Origin of the sequence: Levilactobacillus sp. FUA 3915 (assembly GCF_044053135.1) — a bacterium.
Taxonomy (GTDB): domain Bacteria; phylum Bacillota; class Bacilli; order Lactobacillales; family Lactobacillaceae; genus Levilactobacillus; species Levilactobacillus lanxiensis.
The window spans coordinates 722,891-740,194 of record NZ_CP168704.1; the positions used below are offsets into that span (position 1 = coordinate 722,891).

Sequence of the window (17,304 nt, forward strand, 5' to 3'; positions counted from 1 at the left end):
CATATTTTACGATTATATTTATTACAGGAAGGCCGCTAAATCAACGATAGTCGTGATAATCCGGACAGATAACGGTTCGTTCCTTGCCCCGATAAAATGCAGAATTCCCCCATTTTGTGTAGCGCTATTCAACTACCAGGCGGGCGGACCACGAGATAAAAACAATTTTGTTGATTAAAGCAAGCATTGTTCCGTTATTAATGAAATTATATTTGTTAACTGTCCTTTCTAAATTCTTAATAGACTAATATACGAATATTTATAATTTATTCTTGTTGATTGTTCAGATGAAATCACGTATGATGGGGTTACTTCAAAAAAACTATTAGGAGGCCCCTTATGCGCCGTGCTTTGTTAAGTGTTTCTGATAAAACTGGATTAGTTGAATTTGCGCAAACGCTGATTGCTCATGACTTTGAAATTGTCTCAACTGGTGGCACCCAGTCCGTCCTTGCCCAGGCTGGCATTCCCGTTCTACCTATTGAAGACGTCACCCATTTTCCAGAAATGTTGGACGGCCGCGTCAAGACCCTGAATCCGTTGGTATTCGGTGGCATTCTGGCCAAACGGGATAACCCCGAACATCAGCAAACATTGCGTGATCATGACATCACGCCCATCGACTTGGTCTGTGTGAACCTCTACCCCTTTGCCGCAACCATTGCCCAACCTGGTGTCGCCCTAGCCGCGGCCGTTGAACAAATTGACATTGGGGGGCCTTCTTTGATTCGGGCCGCCGCAAAGAACTACGCGGATGTGCTGGTTGTTTGTGACCCTGCCGATTACGATCAAGTTGGCCACGCCCTTGCCGAGGAACACGTTGACCTCCGCTTGCGCAAACACTTGGCAGCCAAGGTATTCCACCACACTGCGCACTATGACGCCCTAATTGCCAATTACTTAACGGATGAAGCAAAACCTGATACCTTAACCCTGACTTACGAACGCAAGCAAGCCCTGCGTTACGGGGAAAATCCACAACAAACAGCGACCTTCTACCAAAATTGTGAACCAATTCCTTTCTCCATCGCAGCCGCCGTTCAGTTACATGGGAAACCGTTGTCCTTCAACAACATCAAGGACGCCGACGCTGCGTTAGGCTTGATTCGCGAATTCGACGACCCGACCGTTGTCGCCTTGAAACACATGAATCCTTGTGGCATTGGCTCTGCCGTTGATCTCTCGACAGCCTGGGATAAGTGCTACGAAGCTGATTCCATGTCTATTTTTGGTGGCATCATCGTCTTAAACCGGCCCGTAGATTTAGCAACGGCGACTAAGATGCACAAGCTATTCTTGGAAATCATCATCGCCCCAGCCTTTGATGACGATGCCTACGACGTGCTGGCTAAGAAGAAAAATCTGCGCTTGTTAACGGTTGATTTCAGCACGGCCAAGGATCCAGAAGAAGATGAACTAGTCAGTGTCCGTGGCGGACTTTTACGTCAAGAACGCGACAACGTTTACGATGACCCAGCCAAATTCCAAGTCGTCAGCCATGCACAGCCAACCGCTGATCAATTGGCTGCCATTACCTTTGGTCTTAAGGCCATCAAGTTCGTCAAGAGTAACGCCATCCTGATCAATACAGCTGATCAAACCTTAGGCGTCGGTCCCGGCCAAATGAACCGAATCGATGCGGTAAATATTGCGGTCGGTAAAGCCGAAGTGAAACCTAACTACGACCAAGCCGTTTTGGTCTCCGATGCTTTCTTCCCCATGGAAGACTGCGTTGAATATGCTGCGCAACACGGCATCACGGTCATTGCCGAACCCGGTGGGAGTATCCGTGACCAAGATTCCATTGCCATGGCAGACAAGCTCGGTATCGCCCTAGTCTTCACGGGCAACCGCCACTTCCGCCACTAAATTGACGCCACAAGAAAAGGCCGTCGCGACCCAATTAAAGGTTACGCGACGGCCTTTTGTGACCAGAATATTTGAATTTTAATTATTGCGCAGACATCCCGCCGTCGACAACGAACTCAGAGCCCGTTGCGTAACTAGCATCGTCTGAAGCCACAAACAGTACTAACTTAGAAACTTCTTCTGGCTTAGCGATTCGACGTAGCGGGATGGCCTTAGCAAATTGCTTAACGGCTTCTTCCGTTCCGGGTTGCGAAATCATTGGCGTTTCAATGACCCCTGGATGGACGGAGTTGACCCGGACGCCAGATGGGGCCAATTCCAGGGCGGCCGCCTTGGTCATCCCCCGGACGGCAAACTTCGTGTCCGTGTAACCCACGGCACCACCGACTAATCCATTCAGCGATGAAATATTCACAATGGAGCCAGAATGTTGTGCCACCATTTCCTTGGCAACAGCCTTCAGGCCCAAGAAAGTACCCAATTGGTTGATCTGGAAAATCTTCAGGTAGTCATCTTCGCTGATGTCTTGCAGGCGCTTCGCAAAAGTAATGCCGGCGTTATTCACTAAGATATCAATGCGGCCGAACTTCGCTTTGGTCTGGGCAACCACGTTATCCCAGTCGGCAGCGCTCGCCACATTGTGCTTGATGAAGAGGGTATTCTCGCCGAGTGACTTAGCCAGTGCTTCACCTTCAGCTTCTTTAATGTCAGTAATAACGACCTTGGCCCCTTCACTAACAAATAGCTTCGCGTGTGCGGCTCCCATTCCTTGAGCGGCACCTGTAATGATTGCAACCTTGCCATCTAATTTACCCATCTTGGAAAACCTCCATTTTGTGATTTTATGTACAATAACAATTATACCGGATTTACTTATCGGCCGCTAATCAAATGCAACACGCAAAGTTAATCACCCTTAAAAATCACCCAATTCTAAGTCCCTGACACCCCAAAACACTGTGCTTAGCTTATCATTGGGACACGTAGGGGATTACACGCTTAGATTTTTCGGGGGAGACGATTTAAAATGACATTGAAGCAACTGCCACGACTGGCTATAGTGGTCCCATGTTATAACGAAGAACCCGTTTTACCAACCACGGCACCCATTCTCGCAGATATTTTGACCCAATTGATTCATGACCGTCTGGTAACCGCAGACAGCCGCATTTTATTTGTCGATGACGGTAGTCAGGACCGGACCTGGCAACTGATTGAACACTTGCGCACCCAAAATTCCCATTTCACCGGACTGAAACTCAGTCGCAACTATGGGCAAGAGGCGGCCCTCATGGCCGGCATGGAAACCGCCGCCCGACAAGCCGACTATGTCATTACCATTGATGCCGACCTCCAGGATGACCCCACGCTCATCCCCGCCATGGTGACGCAGGCCCATGCCGGATACGACGTGGTTTACGGTGTCCGTAACGACCGGTCCACAGATTCCTGGTTCAAACGGACGACTGCCAACGGCTTTTACTGGGTCATGGGTAAACTCGGTGTTAATCTGATTCCCAATCATTCTGACTTCCGCCTGCTGACTCATCCCGTTCTGGTTGCCCTCATGCGTTGCCACGAGACCCGGCCGTTCATTCGCGGCATCATTCCCCAGTTAGGCTTTCCAGCCACTAAGCTCTACTACAAGCGGCAACCCCGCCAGGCGGGAGTCTCCAAGTACCCGCTGCGAAAAATGTTGCGTTTCGCCTTAGATGGCATTCTTTCCTTCTCAGTCGCCCCGATTCGGGCGTTACTGGTCGCCGGACTAACGATCTGTGGCGGCGCCCTCCTCATGATTCTTTGGATCCTCATCCAGCACTTCCGGGGAACCGTGGTTACCGGTTGGAGCTCCATTATGGCTTCACTTTGGTTCCTAGGTGGCTTTCAACTGGTTGCCATCAGTATCATTGGTGAATACGTAGGTCGAACCTTCACGGAGGTCAAGCACCGGCCACGGTTCATCATCCAAACGGACACCTATACCCCGAGTTTTACAGCGGCTTACCGGGAACCGAGCAATTCTGCGGCCGTTACGTTACACTTAAGTCAACTCAGAACTAAATCAGGAGAACGCTCATGAAAATCCGTCATTATCTCACCGTAACCCTGGGCGGCCTAATCAGCTGCCTGCTTTTATTAACTTTTCTATTGGCCCTCTGGCCCGTCACGATTCGGGTGGACCACGATTGGCTCAAGCCACTGGCTTTGTTGATGGCTAGTGCCCTGTACTTAGGCGGTGTCGGCCTGCTCTTTCGCTACCTACACCGCATTAAACCGCGAACGGGCAAGTGGCTGAGTGGGGGCCTCTGGCTGGCCTTCTTAGTGATTCAGCTATGGGTCGCAACCACCTGGGTGGCGGCTCCCCGTGCCGACTTGTACTTTGTCCATCAACAGGCCCTAAATCTCTTAAATGGTCATTGGGACTGGTCATCCTACTTCTACGTGTACCCGAATAACGTGACCTTTACGTTACTCCTCAGTGGCATCATGCGGGTGGGCCACCTTCTAACCGGGAGTTATTCTGGTGTCTGGCTAAATATTATCCAATTTGCCTGGCTGGATGCCGGTCTCCTGGCCATCTGGCGGCAGTTACGGCGCCACAATCCAGCGCGCGCCAATCTATTTTTGCTCATCATCATGACCACGGTACCGCTCTACGCCTACGCACTAAATACGTATAGCGATACCTACGTCCTCCCACTAGGGCTCCTAGCCATTGCGGCCTTTCGTCATTTACAACGGGCGCAGAGCTGGGAACAGATTACCTGGCGGAGCATTCTGTTAAGCTGCTTACTGGTTGCGGCCTACCTATTAAAAGCCAACTTTATTGTGCTGGTGATTGCGGTCCTCGTGGCCATCTGGTTACGTCCTAACCAATCCCCGCACCAAAGCTTTACCCGTTGTTTGTTGACGCTAGTTCTCCTAGCCACGCTAGTTGTCGGTGGTGGTCTCACCACCAAATGGCAAAAAGCAAACGGCTATACCGTTGACGCCAATCAATCACTGCCAGCAACGAGTTGGGTGGCAATGAGTTGGAATCCGCACACCTACGGCCAATATAAACGGGCAGACGTCAATGCCATTCGCCAACAACCAACCAAGACGGCCAAGCAAAAACTGGCTAGCCAAACGCTCACGACCCGGCTCCACGACCTGGGCTGGCAAGGGATTCTCCAACACCTCTTTCGCAAAGCCCGCCTGTTCCTTTCCAGTGGGACCTTCGACAGTTTTCAAATCAATCCCGCCTTTGACCGCGCGCCTAACTGGTATCGTCAGCACCGCGCCACCAGCGACTGGTTTCTCGCCAACTGGTGTCAGATCAGCTATTTGGCACTGATTTTGGTCAATTTAGGTTGGGGCGTCCAACAGATTCGTCGTTACCATCTGACCTCAGCTTATTTATTAGGCGGTCTCTTCTTCATGGGCTTGATCTGTTTTCACGTCATCTTCTGGGAAACGGAAGAACGCTATGCGCTCCCGGTTCTCTTCCTATTGATTGCGGGCACGGCCGCGGGTTATCGTCAACCCCTCAATATTTTGCGCTATTCACAGCGTTCACGTTGGCTGCCTTTGGGGATGGCCCTGGCCTTCACTACGTTGCTGGGCTTCGCTGCTTGGCAAAATACCAACCTGATGGTCCGCTCTAACAGCGACCCGGTCAGCGTTGTCAGCCAAAACGAGGGCCAATACTTCCAAAATCATCAGCTAACGCTCAAATCAAATCGTTCGCTGACCCAGCCCTTCACGGCGACGCTACCCTTTGACCAGATTACGGTCAACAATGGCGAACGACTGACTGGACGGCTAGCTTTGAAGAACGTCTCAGGCAAAACAGTCTGGCAGTCTCATGGCCGCCACCTCCGGCTCAACCAAGCGCTGCCCCTTCAACCCGCAGGTCGTTACCGCCTGACCGTCACCAATCGCAGTCCTAAAGACATCACGCTGACCACGGCCCCAGCCACGTACCGACTCCTACCACAAGCGCTCACGACCCATCCTGACCAGTATTTGCGGTTCGCCGTGACCCAACAAAGTGTGGCTCCCGTGCTCTCTAACGGAAAATTCTGGCTCCTCTTTGGCGCCATGTGGTTGAGCGGACTCTTAGTCATCGACCGTTTCTACTGGTATCGCCGGCGGATTTAAACTTTTTTGTTAAAATCACTTGCCTTAAGGCCACTCGAAGGTACTAGAATAATCTTCATAGGGTCGCAGACTGACCCCGAATTCTAGTCCCTCATCGGTAAAAAAGGAGTCGAAACAACAATTGACAACAGAAATTAATCAACAAACCTTAACGGGAGAACGGGCCCTCTTTCAAGGACACGACCTCCACATTACAAATAGCACCTTCGTTGATGGTGAATCACCATTAAAGCACAGTCAAAACGTGGCCATCGACCACACTATTTTCAAGTGGAAATATCCGCTGTGGTACACCCATCACGCCCAACTAGATCACACCACCTGGCAACCGGACGCCCACGCAGGTATCTGGTACACAGACGACCTAACCATGCGTCACAGCCTGGTTAGGTCCACCAAGACATTCCGTCATGCCAGCAACATCAAGCTGGATGACGTGACCTTCGCCAACGCCGGAGAAACCCTTTGGTGGTGCCAAGATGTTCAGCTCGACAACGTCACGGCGACCGGTGATTACTTTGGGATGAACAGCGAGAACGTCGTTGCCCATAACCTCAAGATTACCGGGAACTATGCCTTTGACGGCAGTAAAAATGTTGAAGTCCACAACTCCACGTTTATCACGCATGATGCCTTCTGGAACTGTGATAACGTGACCGTGTACGACTCCACCATCATCGGCGAATACCTGGCCTGGAACACCAAGAACATTACCTTCGTCAATTGTTGGCTCGAAAGTGATCAAGGTCTCTGTTACGTGGACCACCTGACGCTGAAGAACTGTTCTCTGATCAACACCGACCTCTCTTTTGAGTACTGCACGGACATCGACGCCACTATCAACACGGCCATCGATAGCGTGAAGAACCCCGTTAATGGTAAAATTACAGCACCGGCCATTGGCCAAGTCATCTTTGATGATCCCGCCATTGACCCGCAGAAAACGACCATTACCACGACCAAGGAGGCCTTGAATCAATGAGTTATGACTTTTCAGAAATGATTGACCGACGGCACACCAACTCCGTCAAGTGGGATGTTAAGGACAACGAGCTCCCTATGTGGGTAGCCGATATGGACTTTCGGACGGCACCGGCGATTGTCGATGCCATCAAGAACAAGGCGGACGCCGGCATCTTCGGTTACGAAGAAGTCCCCGATGCTTATTTTGAAGCCGTTCAACACTGGTACGCCACGGAACACAACTGGGCACCCAACACCGATTGGATGCGCTTCGTGACCGGTGTCGTTCCCGCCATCTCCTCTGCCGTTCGGCGCGTGAGTCACCTAGGCGACAACGTGTTGGTTCAGGCGCCCGTCTACAACATCTTCTATAATTCCATCGTCAACAATGGCCGGCACGTTTTAGCCAACGACCTGCACTTTCACGACAGCAACTATGAGGTAGATTGGGCTGACCTTGAAGCTAAGCTAGCCGATCCACTGACCACGCTGATGATTCTCTGCAACCCCCACAATCCTGTGGGGAAGGTTTGGCAACCAGACGAGTTACGGCGCTTAGCCGACCTGGCCCTGGCCAACCACGTCACGGTCTTCTCCGACGAAATCCACGGCGATATTACGGATGCCGGTCACGGCTATTACCCGTTTGCCTCCGTTAGCGATGCCGCTGCCAACAACAGTATCACCGCCGTTTCTCCCAGCAAGACCTTTAACGTGGCAGCCCTGCATGCCGCCACGCTGATCATCCCGAATAAGTTCTTGCGAGACAGCGTTGACCGTGGTATCAACAGTGAAGAACTGGCTGAACCCAACGCCTTCGCTATTCCTGGGACCATTGCGGCCTACACGCAAGGCGCCGAATGGGTCCACGAGTTAAACGCAACGATTACCGCGAACAAGCAAACCCTCACGGCCTTCATTGAAAAGAACTTGCCAGACCTGCACGTCATCAAGGGCCATGCTACTTACCTGGTCTGGATTGACTGCCGCGACGTGACCCATGATACCCAAGCGTTATGCGATGTCATTCGCCAAACGACCGGACTGTTCATTACCGCCGGTGCCGTTTACGGTGGCGATGGTCACGACTTTGTGCGGATCAACGTAGCTTGCCCCGCCGAACGCCTGCAAGATGGCTTGAACCGCTTAGCCCAGGGCATTCACACCTTTGAACAAAAATAATTTCAGCGTCCGAATGTTAGCTAACCTAACGTCCGGGCGTTTTTTCTTTGCCAACAGGTTATCATTTGATAACTTAATAAGTGAGTCCTGACGATACCCGTGCTATACTGAATTTGATATCGTTTTCACGACCTTAAAGGAGGATGCTTATTATGCCAATCAACCCAGCTGATGCCCAAGATGTTTACCGTGACGCCGGCGACAATATTATGTTTACCACCTACGTCATCGACCGTGATCACCTCGAGGCTGACCGCGAAGCCATCGCCGAATTTGCCGACCGCCTGGCCGCTATTGAACGGAGCATGGACATTCGTTATCCCGATGCCAATCTCCGCGTGGCCTTTGGCTTTGGTGCCAGCGCTTGGAAAGACCTCTTCCCGAACGCCAACGTACCCAAGGAACTCGTCGATTTTCAGGAAGTCAAAGGACCCAAATACACGGCGCCCGCAACCCCTGGCGACTTGTTCATGCACGTCCGTGCCAAGGACACAGCGGTCGTCTACGAAGTCATGGATCAGGCCCGCGAATTTCTGCGCGACTGGACGACTGTCGTGGATGAGACTCCTGGCTTCCGCTACTTCGAAGGCCGTGCCATCATCGGCTTTATCGATGGCACCGAAAATCCAGCCGGCCCAGACGCCACCCAGTACGCGTTGATTGGCGACGAAGACCCCGAATTTATTAACGGGTCCTACGCCTTCGCTCAAAAATACGAGCATAACATGGATGCCTGGAACGCCTTGAAGACTGAGGGCCAAGAAAAATCCATCGGTCGGCATAAATTTAGCGACCGCGAACTTGAGGACGACGAAAAACTTCCTAACGCGCACAACATTGCCTCGCAAGACAACGAGGGCGGCATCGAACACAAAATTGTGCGGATGAACGTGCCCTATGCGCTACCGGGTCAAGGCATCGTCGGCACCTACTTCATCGGCTATGCCCGTCACTTTACTGTGACCCAACGGATGTTGAATAACATGTTCAGTCAGAGTGACCGGTTGTTAGACTTTAGCACGCCGATTACGGGAGCGGCATTCTTTATCCCATCCCGTCGCCTCCTCGAAGCCATCGCGGACGGCAACTACGGGGCTTAAACTAGCCTCTGATTCGCCTTACCGGGAGAAGAAAATAGCTTGGAACGCTGGGGGCAGGACGGCCGAAGCCAAAATACGGTCTTCGTCCTTGCTTTGAACCGCTTAAAACCGCGTTTCAAAGTCACCATTTTATGAGCAACCCACTCATAAAATCCCCCAGCTGAAGCTATTTTCTTCTCCCTCACGGCTGACGCCAGTTTAACCCCGTGTAGCCGCGCTAACTCTTTACTAACTTGATCCTATTTCTCAGAACCCCAAACAGGTCGCCATTCACGTGTTTTTCCCTCACGTGGATGGCGGACTGTTTTCTTTCACCCCGTTAACGGACCCAAATCGAAACTTTTCAATTGCCGTAATCCCTTATTTCAAACCAATTGCGAGCGCATACAATCAAGTCGCTAACGTTGACGTTCCGGCATTATGGGCGTATCTTAGTAGAGTTACCATTACGGATAATTCACGATTGGTTTGCGTTACTTTGGGTAATCTCACCAATCAATTCAATCAATAGGGAGTTGAACTATTTTGGACGAGTCTGAAAGAGAATCCGGCCCATGGCGGCGGAATTTGCGGGTTCTCTGGTTCTGTACGTTCGTTGCCGGCATGGCTTTTAGTGAAATCATGCCATTTTTATCGTTATATATTAGTAGTTTAGGCGATTACACCAAATCACAGGTGACCATGTATAGTGGTTTGGTCTACGCCGCGGACTTCTTCGTGAGTGCGATTGCTTCCCCACTTTGGGGCATGGTCGCCGATCGGAAGGGTCGAAAATTAATGCTGATGCGGGCCTCACTTGGAACGGCCGGCGCCATGGCACTGATGGGTTTTGCCACCAGCGTTTGGCAGTTAGTGGCCTTGCGAGCTTTACAAGGGGTCTTCGCCGGATTCATTTCCAACGCGCAGGCCTTAGTCGCCTCGCAAACCCCGCGGAAACACAGTGGGGCGTCACTCAGCACCTTGATGACCGGGGTGACCAGCGGGATGTTGCTGGGACCCGTCATCGGTGGGATACTGGCGCAAGTCTTCTCGATTCGGCTGACCTTCTTCATCACGGCCGCCCTGTTGTTCATCACGTTCATCATGAGTTGGGTGATGGTTGAAGAAAAATTCAAGCCCGTCACCAAGCAGCCGGATGCGCCTAAGAGCCACAATCCATTGGCCGCCTTCCCCAATCCCAAATTAATTTTGGTCCTGTTATCTTCAACCATGATTGTTCAATTCGGGAACATTTCAATTTCACCAATCATTAGTTTGTACGTGAAAGAGTTAATGCACAACGTCGGCCCAATCACCGTGGTCGCCGGAATCATCGCGGCTTTACCAGGGATTTCAAACATCTTTGCTTCCCCGCGCCTCGGACGTTACGGGGATGAGCACGGCTCTGGTAAGGTCTTGATCTTCGGTTACGTGTTTGCCTTTCTCATGTACCTCCCACAAGGATTCGTCACCAGCGTCTGGATGCTCGGGATTTTACGGTTCATGATCGGTATTTCCGACGGGGCCCTGTTCCCAGAAATTCAAACCCTCCTGACGAAAAACTCGCCGGTCGAATTGACCTCCACCGTCTTCAGCTGGAACCAATCCTTCCAAGCTATCGGCAATATGATGGGCTCGCTCCTCGGTGGCTGGATTGCCGGGGTCTTCGACTACAACGCGGTCTTCTTCTCCACGGCCTTGTTAATGCTGGTCAACCTCGCATTAATCTGGTGGTTAGTCCCAGAGATTCGTAAGGCACGAGTTAAAACAGCTTAAGTTAAAATAAATTAAACGGACACGACAATTTTCTAATGTCGTGTCCGTTTTCTCTTTTCACTATGTTTATAATTGCCGAGCTACAACAAAACCTTCATGAACTGCATCGTAAATCTGACGAACACGTTCGGAGTCCCCAATATTATAAATATCCATATCCGTTTGTTCTTCAAGTTTATCTGCCAATGAAGTTTGTGGGACGAAACCAGCTGCCGTCACAACCGCCGTCGCTGGCAAAGTCGTTACATTGCCAAACCGATCCACTAATTTAACCCCCTTGGTCGTTACTTCTTGCAATCTCAGACCTGTCAGTACTTTGACTTGTGCTTGTTTGATTGCAATTTTATAAACTAGGGAGGACTGTGCGGGACTTGCTAAAAACTCATCCATCATTTCAACAATTGTGACTTGTTTACCAGCAGCTTTCAATTCCAAAGCTGTTTCGGCTCCCGTCACACCGCCACCAATAACGACAACATCATCCCCAGGTACATCCTGACGACCACCTAAGTAATCCATTGCGGAAATCACTTTATCTTGATTAATTCCTGGTACGTCAAGTTTACGTTCGGCACCCCCTACTGCAACAATCACAGCTTGATAACCTTGATTCACTAAATCCGCATAAGTTGCTGTTTTCTTTTCTAATTTAATATTTTTACTCCGCGTCACATGCTCTTCATAGTAAGTTGTAAGTCTACGAATATTGGCTTTGCTCTCTGGTGCCGCGGCTTCAACCATGGCTCCACCAAATGAACGTCGCTCATAGAGTGTGACCTGATGACCACGACTTGCCGCGACCAAGGCAGCTTCACATCCAGCAGGCCCAGCACCAATCACTGCAATATTTTTGCTAACGCTTGCTGGTTCATAAGGATTTGATTCATATTTATAAAGTGTTGGATTAACCGTACAATGAATCGGCGTATTTGCCAACAAGCCGCGATCCATACAGCCAATTAGACAATTGATACAAGGATTAATATCTTGTGCCTGATTTCTCTGAGCCTTTTTTGCCCATGCAGGATCTGCTAAGAATGCTCGACCCAAAGCAACAAAATCTCCGGCATTTTCCTCTAAAAGCTGCTCAGCAATCTCTGGCGTAAAAACATTATGACCCGCAAATACGGGAATGTGAACGGCTTCCTTAATTTTCTGTGTATCTCCTGCATTGAAGGCATTAGGTTTTAACATTTCCATTGAAGCCGTAGCGTGGGTGCCACCCATCAAATTCAAATGGGAAACCCCTTCCCGTTCAAGCGCCTGGCAAACCTTAATTGTTTCTGACAATCGAATGCCATCTGGCTCCCAATCGTCCGTTGACAATTTCACGCCAACCGGAAAATCAGAGCCACACTTTTGTTTAACATCTCTAATAATCTCTAGCAAAAGACGCATCCGATTTTCAAGTGAGCCACCATACATGTCTGTTCGTTGATTATCGTGTGGCGACAAAAAATTTGTTGGAATACAACCCGCTGCCCCATGAATCTCGAGGACTTCAAATCCCGCACGCTTGCATCGCAATGCAGCATCACCAAACTTATGTACCAAATCATGAATTTCATCAACACTCAAAGCCCGTGGTAATTTTGCTCCAGCTTGATACCAGGGTTCGTAAGTGATTGGTGAAGCCCCAATCACATCTGCACTTCCTACGAAACCTGCATCCCGGCCTGGGTGGGCCAGTTGCATGGCAGGCACAGCACCATGTTCTTTCAAGGCATCCGCCAACAATGATAGCCCAGCAATAAATTCGTCTTTATCTGCTCGCAAACCACAGGATGTCATTGGAACTGGTGTCGCATTATCCATGAAAATTAACCCAGCACCCCCATCTGCTGCTTCGGCATAGGCTTTAATTTGTCTATCCGTGACTGTCCCATTAGGATTTCCTAAGTAAGTCCCCATTGAGTTACGCACAATTCTATTTTTGATAACGACATTACCAATTTTGCCTTTTGTAAATAATTTTGGATAATGGCTACTTTTCATCAGTCAGATCTCCTTATCAATCGCTTATTTGAATACGCTTTCATTGTGCTATAATTCACTTGTTGCCACAATCACAAGAACTACCTAAAAAGTTGCTTAAGCAACGAAAAAATAGAGAAGGTTGCTTAAAGGAGGAGAATTCATGGCTACGGACATTCGAATCGTTAAAACTAGACGTAATATTGAATCCCACTTTATTCAGCTACTCAGTCAATTCGATTTTAATGACATCACCATAAAGTTGCTGACAACGACTTGCCAAATTAATAAGACGACCTTCTACAGAAACTATGCTGATAAGTACGATTTACTAAACAAAATTTCAACGGATCTGCTTGGACATTACATCCAAGTAGTTGACCGCGAGCCAACGATTTTGACTGGCGACCCTTCCTACTTGATACCCATTATTGATTACTTTGAACAAAATCAAGAAGCCCTACTCATCTTGCTCCACCGACCATTGCCCATCACCTTATTTGATGACATGCTCACCGTTTTTCAGTCAGTTCTACTGACCGCATTTAACGTCAAAGAACCTGATGCTTCTGAAAAACAGGTTCAAGTTATGTCTTTTTATGCCCGCTTAATTGCTGGCAATATCTTAACAACAATTAGGTGGCAGCATACTGAAAAACCACTGTTACGTAAAGATGAGCTCATTTCATTAATTATGGAAAGCTTCGAAGACGGTGTCTTACCTAGCATTCACGAAAAATTCCCTAATCTTTAGACACATAAAAAATCGACAGCCTTCAAGCAATTTTCAGCTTGTAGATTGTCGATTTTTGACATTTTAATTTACATGGCAAATCACATTGCGCTTTTAAAACAACTTAGAAGGCGCTGGTGAAAATCATCAGCTGGCTTGTGGATAAATTTCATGGTAGCCTAGAAAGACCTTCAACGGCTATTTACCCGGCAAAACGTTCAAGGGGAACCTCTTCACCCGGCCCAAAAACCGTTGCCGACGTCGCGCTGACGCCGAGTAAACTGCTGATGCCGCCAAAGCCGTCGACCATGTCGAACGCCACACCGGCCGCTGCTAAGGTTTGCCGCGCATGACGTTCTTCCAGCGGCAACTCTTCGATGTCATCCGTGCGGCTGATGATCAGTTGTGGGTTGCCTGCGGCCTGGACCGCCGTTGCCAGCGTACTCGCCGTCTTGGCCAAGCGAATCGTTGGCACCAAGGCCACGACCAGGTCTTGATCCAACATGGCCGCGCTCAGACCACCTTCGTCCAACACTTCTTCGGTCAGCGCCATCACGGATTCGGGCAAACTCACCGCGCTGGAGGTGTAAACGGTCAGGTCCAACTGACTATTTTGGCTTAATTGACGGACAAAATTTTGACTGGCAGCGTCGAGGGCACCAGCGAGTAAGATTCGTTTCAAGGTCGTAACTTCCTTTCGTTCATGTATCAGTTAACGCACTGGCCATTTTCTTTACGTTTCAGATGACCAGCGAATATGTGTGTCTTCAAGTGATTGGCAGTGGTTAAAATCCCACAGTGACGCCCGTTATCAGCTCCTTTTGACTAGCAAATAACGCGGTGTCCCTAACCCAATGTAAATGATTATAAAGGGTTACAGTAGGTCGAAGGCAACCCCTATTTTAAAAAAATTCTGAGGAAATAAATAAGTAATTACTTATTAAAAACTCATATAAATATGTTAACGTAACGAAATACCCTGCAGGCCTGGCAGAGCAACGATACGGTTGCGTCCCGAATCCGTTTACACTAGAAGATTATCAACAGAAGGAATAGTTATCTTTTGGTAAATGTAACTGTTTCATGTACAATAGACGTAACTGCGAAACAAAAAAACCAAATACGACCGGTCTCCAGGCTGCCCGTCTTGACGTGTGCTCCCGGCACACCGATCGTTATTTTTGTACGCGGGCTAAACTGCGCGTTGTCAGTGCCTCCGGGCGAGGGAAAACGAGACTGGTCCGCTGTGGGCACCCGCCCGGAGCCAAAGAACGGTCTCCGGGCTTAGTTTGAGCCTCACAAACCGAGTCTCGAACTAGCAGTTCCCTAAGTGGCCGAGCCACCAAGGGAACTCCCACGGCTAAGCTCATTTTCCCTCGCCCTGCGGCCAACACGGATTTAGACCGCAGAACAACAGCACTGGCTTACTCGTTACAGTTCAATGTTACCTACAAGTACCATCACGCCCACACTAGTTTAACCGCCGACACATTCGTTGGCGTATTAAACTAGTGTGAGCCGCAGGGAGAATGAAAATAGGCTCAGCCGTGGGAATTATCTTAGCGGCGGTTTTTGCTGCTTAGATAATTGCTATCTTTGAGACGCGTTCTTAGCGGCTCAAAGTAAGTCTGAAGACCGCCCTTTGGCTCCAGACGGGCGCCCACAGCGTCACGGCCTATTTTCATTCTCCCGGAGGCACTGACAACGTACCATTTAATATGCAACACCATCATACAGGAGGTTAATCTATGCTACTTTCAATGGAACATCTACGTAAGGAATATCCCAATGGCAAGATTGCCGTCGACGACTTCAATTTGCAAGTCGGCCGCGGTGAATTTATTGCGTTCATCGGGACGTCCGGCTCGGGGAAGACCACGACCATGCGGATGATTAACCGCATGCTGAAACAAACATCTGGCACCATCAAGATCAACGACAAGGATATTTCTAAAATGGACCCGGTCAAGCTCCGGCGGTCCATCGGCTATGTCATCCAAAACATTGGCCTGATGCCCCACATGACCATCCAGGAAAATATCGAAATGGTTCCTAAGCTCCTCGGCTGGTCCAAGGAAAAGCGGGCCGAACAAGCGCACAAGATGATTGAGCTGGCCCAACTGCCCGACGACATGCTGAAACGCTATCCCGGCGAGCTTTCCGGTGGGCAACAGCAACGAATCGGCGTTGTGCGGGCCCTGGCTGCCGACCAAGAGATCATTTTAATGGATGAACCCTTCGGTGCCTTGGACCCCATCACGCGGGAATCGCTACAGGATCTGGTCAAGCATTTACAAGAAGACCTGGGCAAGACCTTCATCTTCGTGACCCACGACATGGACGAAGCGCTACACCTGGCCACCAAGGTCGTCATCATGAGCCAAGGCAAGCAGGTCCAAGTCGACACACCCGAAAATATCTTACGTCACCCGGCCAACGACTTCGTGACCAATCTGATTGGTGAGGAACGACTGATCCGGGCCCAACCCAACATTTTATCCGTTAGTCAAATCATGTTAAAGAACCCCGTTTCCATCACGCCCGACAAGACCGTCGACGATGCCATCGAGCTGATGCATGACCGGCGAGTTGATACGCTGCTGGTTACCGACGACGCCGGCGTGCTCCAGGGTTACGTTGACCTGGAAGATATCAACCGAATCACCGACCCCCACACGGCCGTAGGTGATTTCACCAACCGGCAAGTCTTCTTCGTGAAGGCTGACTCACTGATTGGCGATACCGTCGACCGGATTCTGAAACAGGGGGTTAAAAACGTCCCCGTTGTCGACAAAGACAAGCACCTGGTCGGCATCGTGACCCGGACGGCCCTAGTCGACATCGTCTACGATGCCCTGCGTGGCGCACCGGAAGCCAATGAAGAACCCGCTTCCCCAATCAACGCGGACATCCATGCCGCTGCGACCCACGATGAAGGGGGCGAAATCCCACAATGATGCATTTTCTAGCAACTTATGGGACCCAACTGATCGCCAAGACCGGCCAACACCTGTACATTTCGGCGGCCGCCCTGGCCCTCGGGGTCATCGTGGCCGTGCCGCTGGGCATCCTGTTGACGCGGATGAAACACGGCGCCAACTTTGTCATCACGCTGGCCGGCGTGCTCCAAACGATTCCGGCCATGGCGCTGCTAGCCATGATGATTCCCATCTTCGGGATTGGCTCAACGCCCGCCATCGTCGCCCTGTTCATCTACTCCCTGTTGCCCATTTTGCGCAACACCTATTTGGGCATGCAAGGCGTCTCCCCGACCGTGCGTGACGCGGCCAAAGGCATGGGCATGACCTGGTGGCAAATGATGATTCAGGCCGAGATTCCCTTAGCCGCACCGGTCATCATGGCCGGCATCCGGCTGTCCGCGACCTACGTGATTGCGTGGGCCACCCTGGCGTCCTACATCGGTGCCGGTGGTCTGGGGGATTTCATTTTCAACGGACTGAACCTGTACCGCTCTGACCTGATTCTTGGCGGCTCGATTCCCGTTATCCTGTTGGCGCTTCTCGTCGACTATTTATTGGGTAAAGTGGAAGTGGCCGTCACGCCACGCCAATTACGATAGGAGGC

13 protein-coding genes are annotated in these 17,304 nt (G+C 50.3%); 10 read left to right on the forward strand and 3 right to left on the reverse strand.

The features are described 5' to 3' along the window. The first annotated feature begins 339 nt into the window (after positions 1–339). The gene (gene purH / locus ACEPST_RS03650; protein WP_395390508.1) at positions 340–1,869 is read left to right on the forward strand and encodes a bifunctional phosphoribosylaminoimidazolecarboxamide formyltransferase/IMP cyclohydrolase; all 1,530 of its coding nucleotides are present in this window, start codon (positions 340–342) and stop codon (positions 1,867–1,869) included. An 82-nt stretch (positions 1,870–1,951) separates the two neighbouring features. On the opposite strand, the gene ACEPST_RS03655 is transcribed toward purH, so the two are convergent. Beyond that, a complete protein-coding gene (locus ACEPST_RS03655; protein WP_204121762.1) occupies positions 1,952–2,686 on the reverse strand; it encodes an SDR family NAD(P)-dependent oxidoreductase in 735 nt (244 codons plus the stop codon). A gap of 210 nt (positions 2,687–2,896) precedes the next feature. Here ACEPST_RS03655 and ACEPST_RS03660 point away from each other — a divergent pair, with 210 nt between their 5' ends. From ACEPST_RS03660 to ACEPST_RS03685, 6 genes are all read left to right on the forward strand, one after another. After that, a complete protein-coding gene (locus ACEPST_RS03660; RefSeq protein ID WP_204121763.1) occupies positions 2,897–3,949 on the forward strand; it encodes a glycosyltransferase family 2 protein in 1,053 nt (350 codons plus the stop codon). Beyond that, on the forward strand, positions 3,946–6,012 hold the full coding sequence (locus tag ACEPST_RS03665; protein WP_395390509.1) for a hypothetical protein: 2,067 nt from the start codon (positions 3,946–3,948) through the stop codon (positions 6,010–6,012). Before ACEPST_RS03660 ends, ACEPST_RS03665 begins: the two co-directional genes overlap by 4 nt. Before the next feature lie 121 nt (positions 6,013–6,133). Continuing rightward, on the forward strand, positions 6,134–6,994 hold the full coding sequence (locus ACEPST_RS03670; protein ID WP_204121765.1) for a DUF3737 family protein: 861 nt from the start codon (positions 6,134–6,136) through the stop codon (positions 6,992–6,994). Further along, positions 6,991–8,157 carry a MalY/PatB family protein gene (locus ACEPST_RS03675; protein ID WP_204121766.1) on the forward strand — a complete coding sequence of 389 codons (1,167 nt, stop codon included), beginning with the start codon at positions 6,991–6,993 and terminating at the stop codon, positions 8,155–8,157. Before ACEPST_RS03670 ends, ACEPST_RS03675 begins: the two co-directional genes overlap by 4 nt. 152 nt (positions 8,158–8,309) lie before the next feature. Continuing rightward, positions 8,310–9,257 carry a Dyp-type peroxidase gene (locus ACEPST_RS03680; protein ID WP_395390510.1) on the forward strand — a complete coding sequence of 316 codons (948 nt, stop codon included), beginning with the start codon at positions 8,310–8,312 and terminating at the stop codon, positions 9,255–9,257. Between the two features lie 525 nt (positions 9,258–9,782). Further along, positions 9,783–11,012, forward strand: a complete 1,230-nt coding sequence (locus tag ACEPST_RS03685; protein ID WP_204121768.1) for an MFS transporter — start codon at positions 9,783–9,785, stop codon at positions 11,010–11,012. Positions 11,013–11,078: 66 nt separating this feature from the next. Here the strand turns inward: ACEPST_RS03685 and ACEPST_RS03690 are convergent, their stop codons facing one another. Beyond that, positions 11,079–13,007 (reverse strand): FAD-dependent oxidoreductase, encoded by a 1,929-nt coding sequence (locus ACEPST_RS03690; protein WP_204121769.1) that lies wholly within the window; start codon positions 13,005–13,007, stop codon positions 11,079–11,081. Between the two features lie 142 nt (positions 13,008–13,149). Here ACEPST_RS03690 and ACEPST_RS03695 point away from each other — a divergent pair, with 142 nt between their 5' ends. After that, the gene (locus tag ACEPST_RS03695; protein WP_204121770.1) at positions 13,150–13,740 is read left to right on the forward strand and encodes a TetR/AcrR family transcriptional regulator; all 591 of its coding nucleotides are present in this window, start codon (positions 13,150–13,152) and stop codon (positions 13,738–13,740) included. A gap of 181 nt (positions 13,741–13,921) precedes the next feature. Here ACEPST_RS03695 and ACEPST_RS03700 read toward each other — a convergent pair whose 3' ends face one another. Further along, a complete protein-coding gene (locus ACEPST_RS03700; protein WP_204121771.1) occupies positions 13,922–14,401 on the reverse strand; it encodes a hypothetical protein in 480 nt (159 codons plus the stop codon). Between the two features lie 1,066 nt (positions 14,402–15,467). Here ACEPST_RS03700 and ACEPST_RS03705 point away from each other — a divergent pair. After that, complete coding sequence (locus tag ACEPST_RS03705) at positions 15,468–16,676, forward strand: betaine/proline/choline family ABC transporter ATP-binding protein (RefSeq protein WP_203637587.1); 1,209 nt, start codon at positions 15,468–15,470, stop codon at positions 16,674–16,676. Beyond that, positions 16,673–17,299 (forward strand): ABC transporter permease, encoded by a 627-nt coding sequence (locus tag ACEPST_RS03710; RefSeq protein ID WP_203642401.1) that lies wholly within the window; start codon positions 16,673–16,675, stop codon positions 17,297–17,299. The genes ACEPST_RS03705 and ACEPST_RS03710 overlap by 4 nt, the downstream gene beginning before the upstream one ends. Positions 17,300–17,304 lie beyond the last annotated feature (5 nt).

Excerpts from the sequence above, each read along its gene's own strand:
- purH (WP_395390508.1), top strand. The coding sequence starts at position 340 with ATGCGCCGTGCTTTGTTAAGTGTTTCTGATAAAACTGGATTAGTTGAA.
- ACEPST_RS03655 (WP_204121762.1), bottom strand. The coding sequence starts at position 2,686 with ATGGGTAAATTAGATGGCAAGGTTGCAATCATTACAGGTGCCGCTCAA.
- ACEPST_RS03660 (WP_204121763.1), top strand. The coding sequence starts at position 2,897 with ATGACATTGAAGCAACTGCCACGACTGGCTATAGTGGTCCCATGTTAT.
- ACEPST_RS03665 (WP_395390509.1), top strand. The coding sequence starts at position 3,946 with ATGAAAATCCGTCATTATCTCACCGTAACCCTGGGCGGCCTAATCAGC.
- ACEPST_RS03675 (WP_204121766.1), top strand. The coding sequence starts at position 6,991 with ATGAGTTATGACTTTTCAGAAATGATTGACCGACGGCACACCAACTCC.
- ACEPST_RS03680 (WP_395390510.1), top strand. The coding sequence starts at position 8,310 with ATGCCAATCAACCCAGCTGATGCCCAAGATGTTTACCGTGACGCCGGC.
- ACEPST_RS03690 (WP_204121769.1), bottom strand. The coding sequence starts at position 13,007 with ATGAAAAGTAGCCATTATCCAAAATTATTTACAAAAGGCAAAATTGGT.
- ACEPST_RS03695 (WP_204121770.1), top strand. The coding sequence starts at position 13,150 with ATGGCTACGGACATTCGAATCGTTAAAACTAGACGTAATATTGAATCC.
- ACEPST_RS03705 (WP_203637587.1), top strand. The coding sequence starts at position 15,468 with ATGCTACTTTCAATGGAACATCTACGTAAGGAATATCCCAATGGCAAG.
- ACEPST_RS03710 (WP_203642401.1), top strand. The coding sequence starts at position 16,673 with ATGATGCATTTTCTAGCAACTTATGGGACCCAACTGATCGCCAAGACC.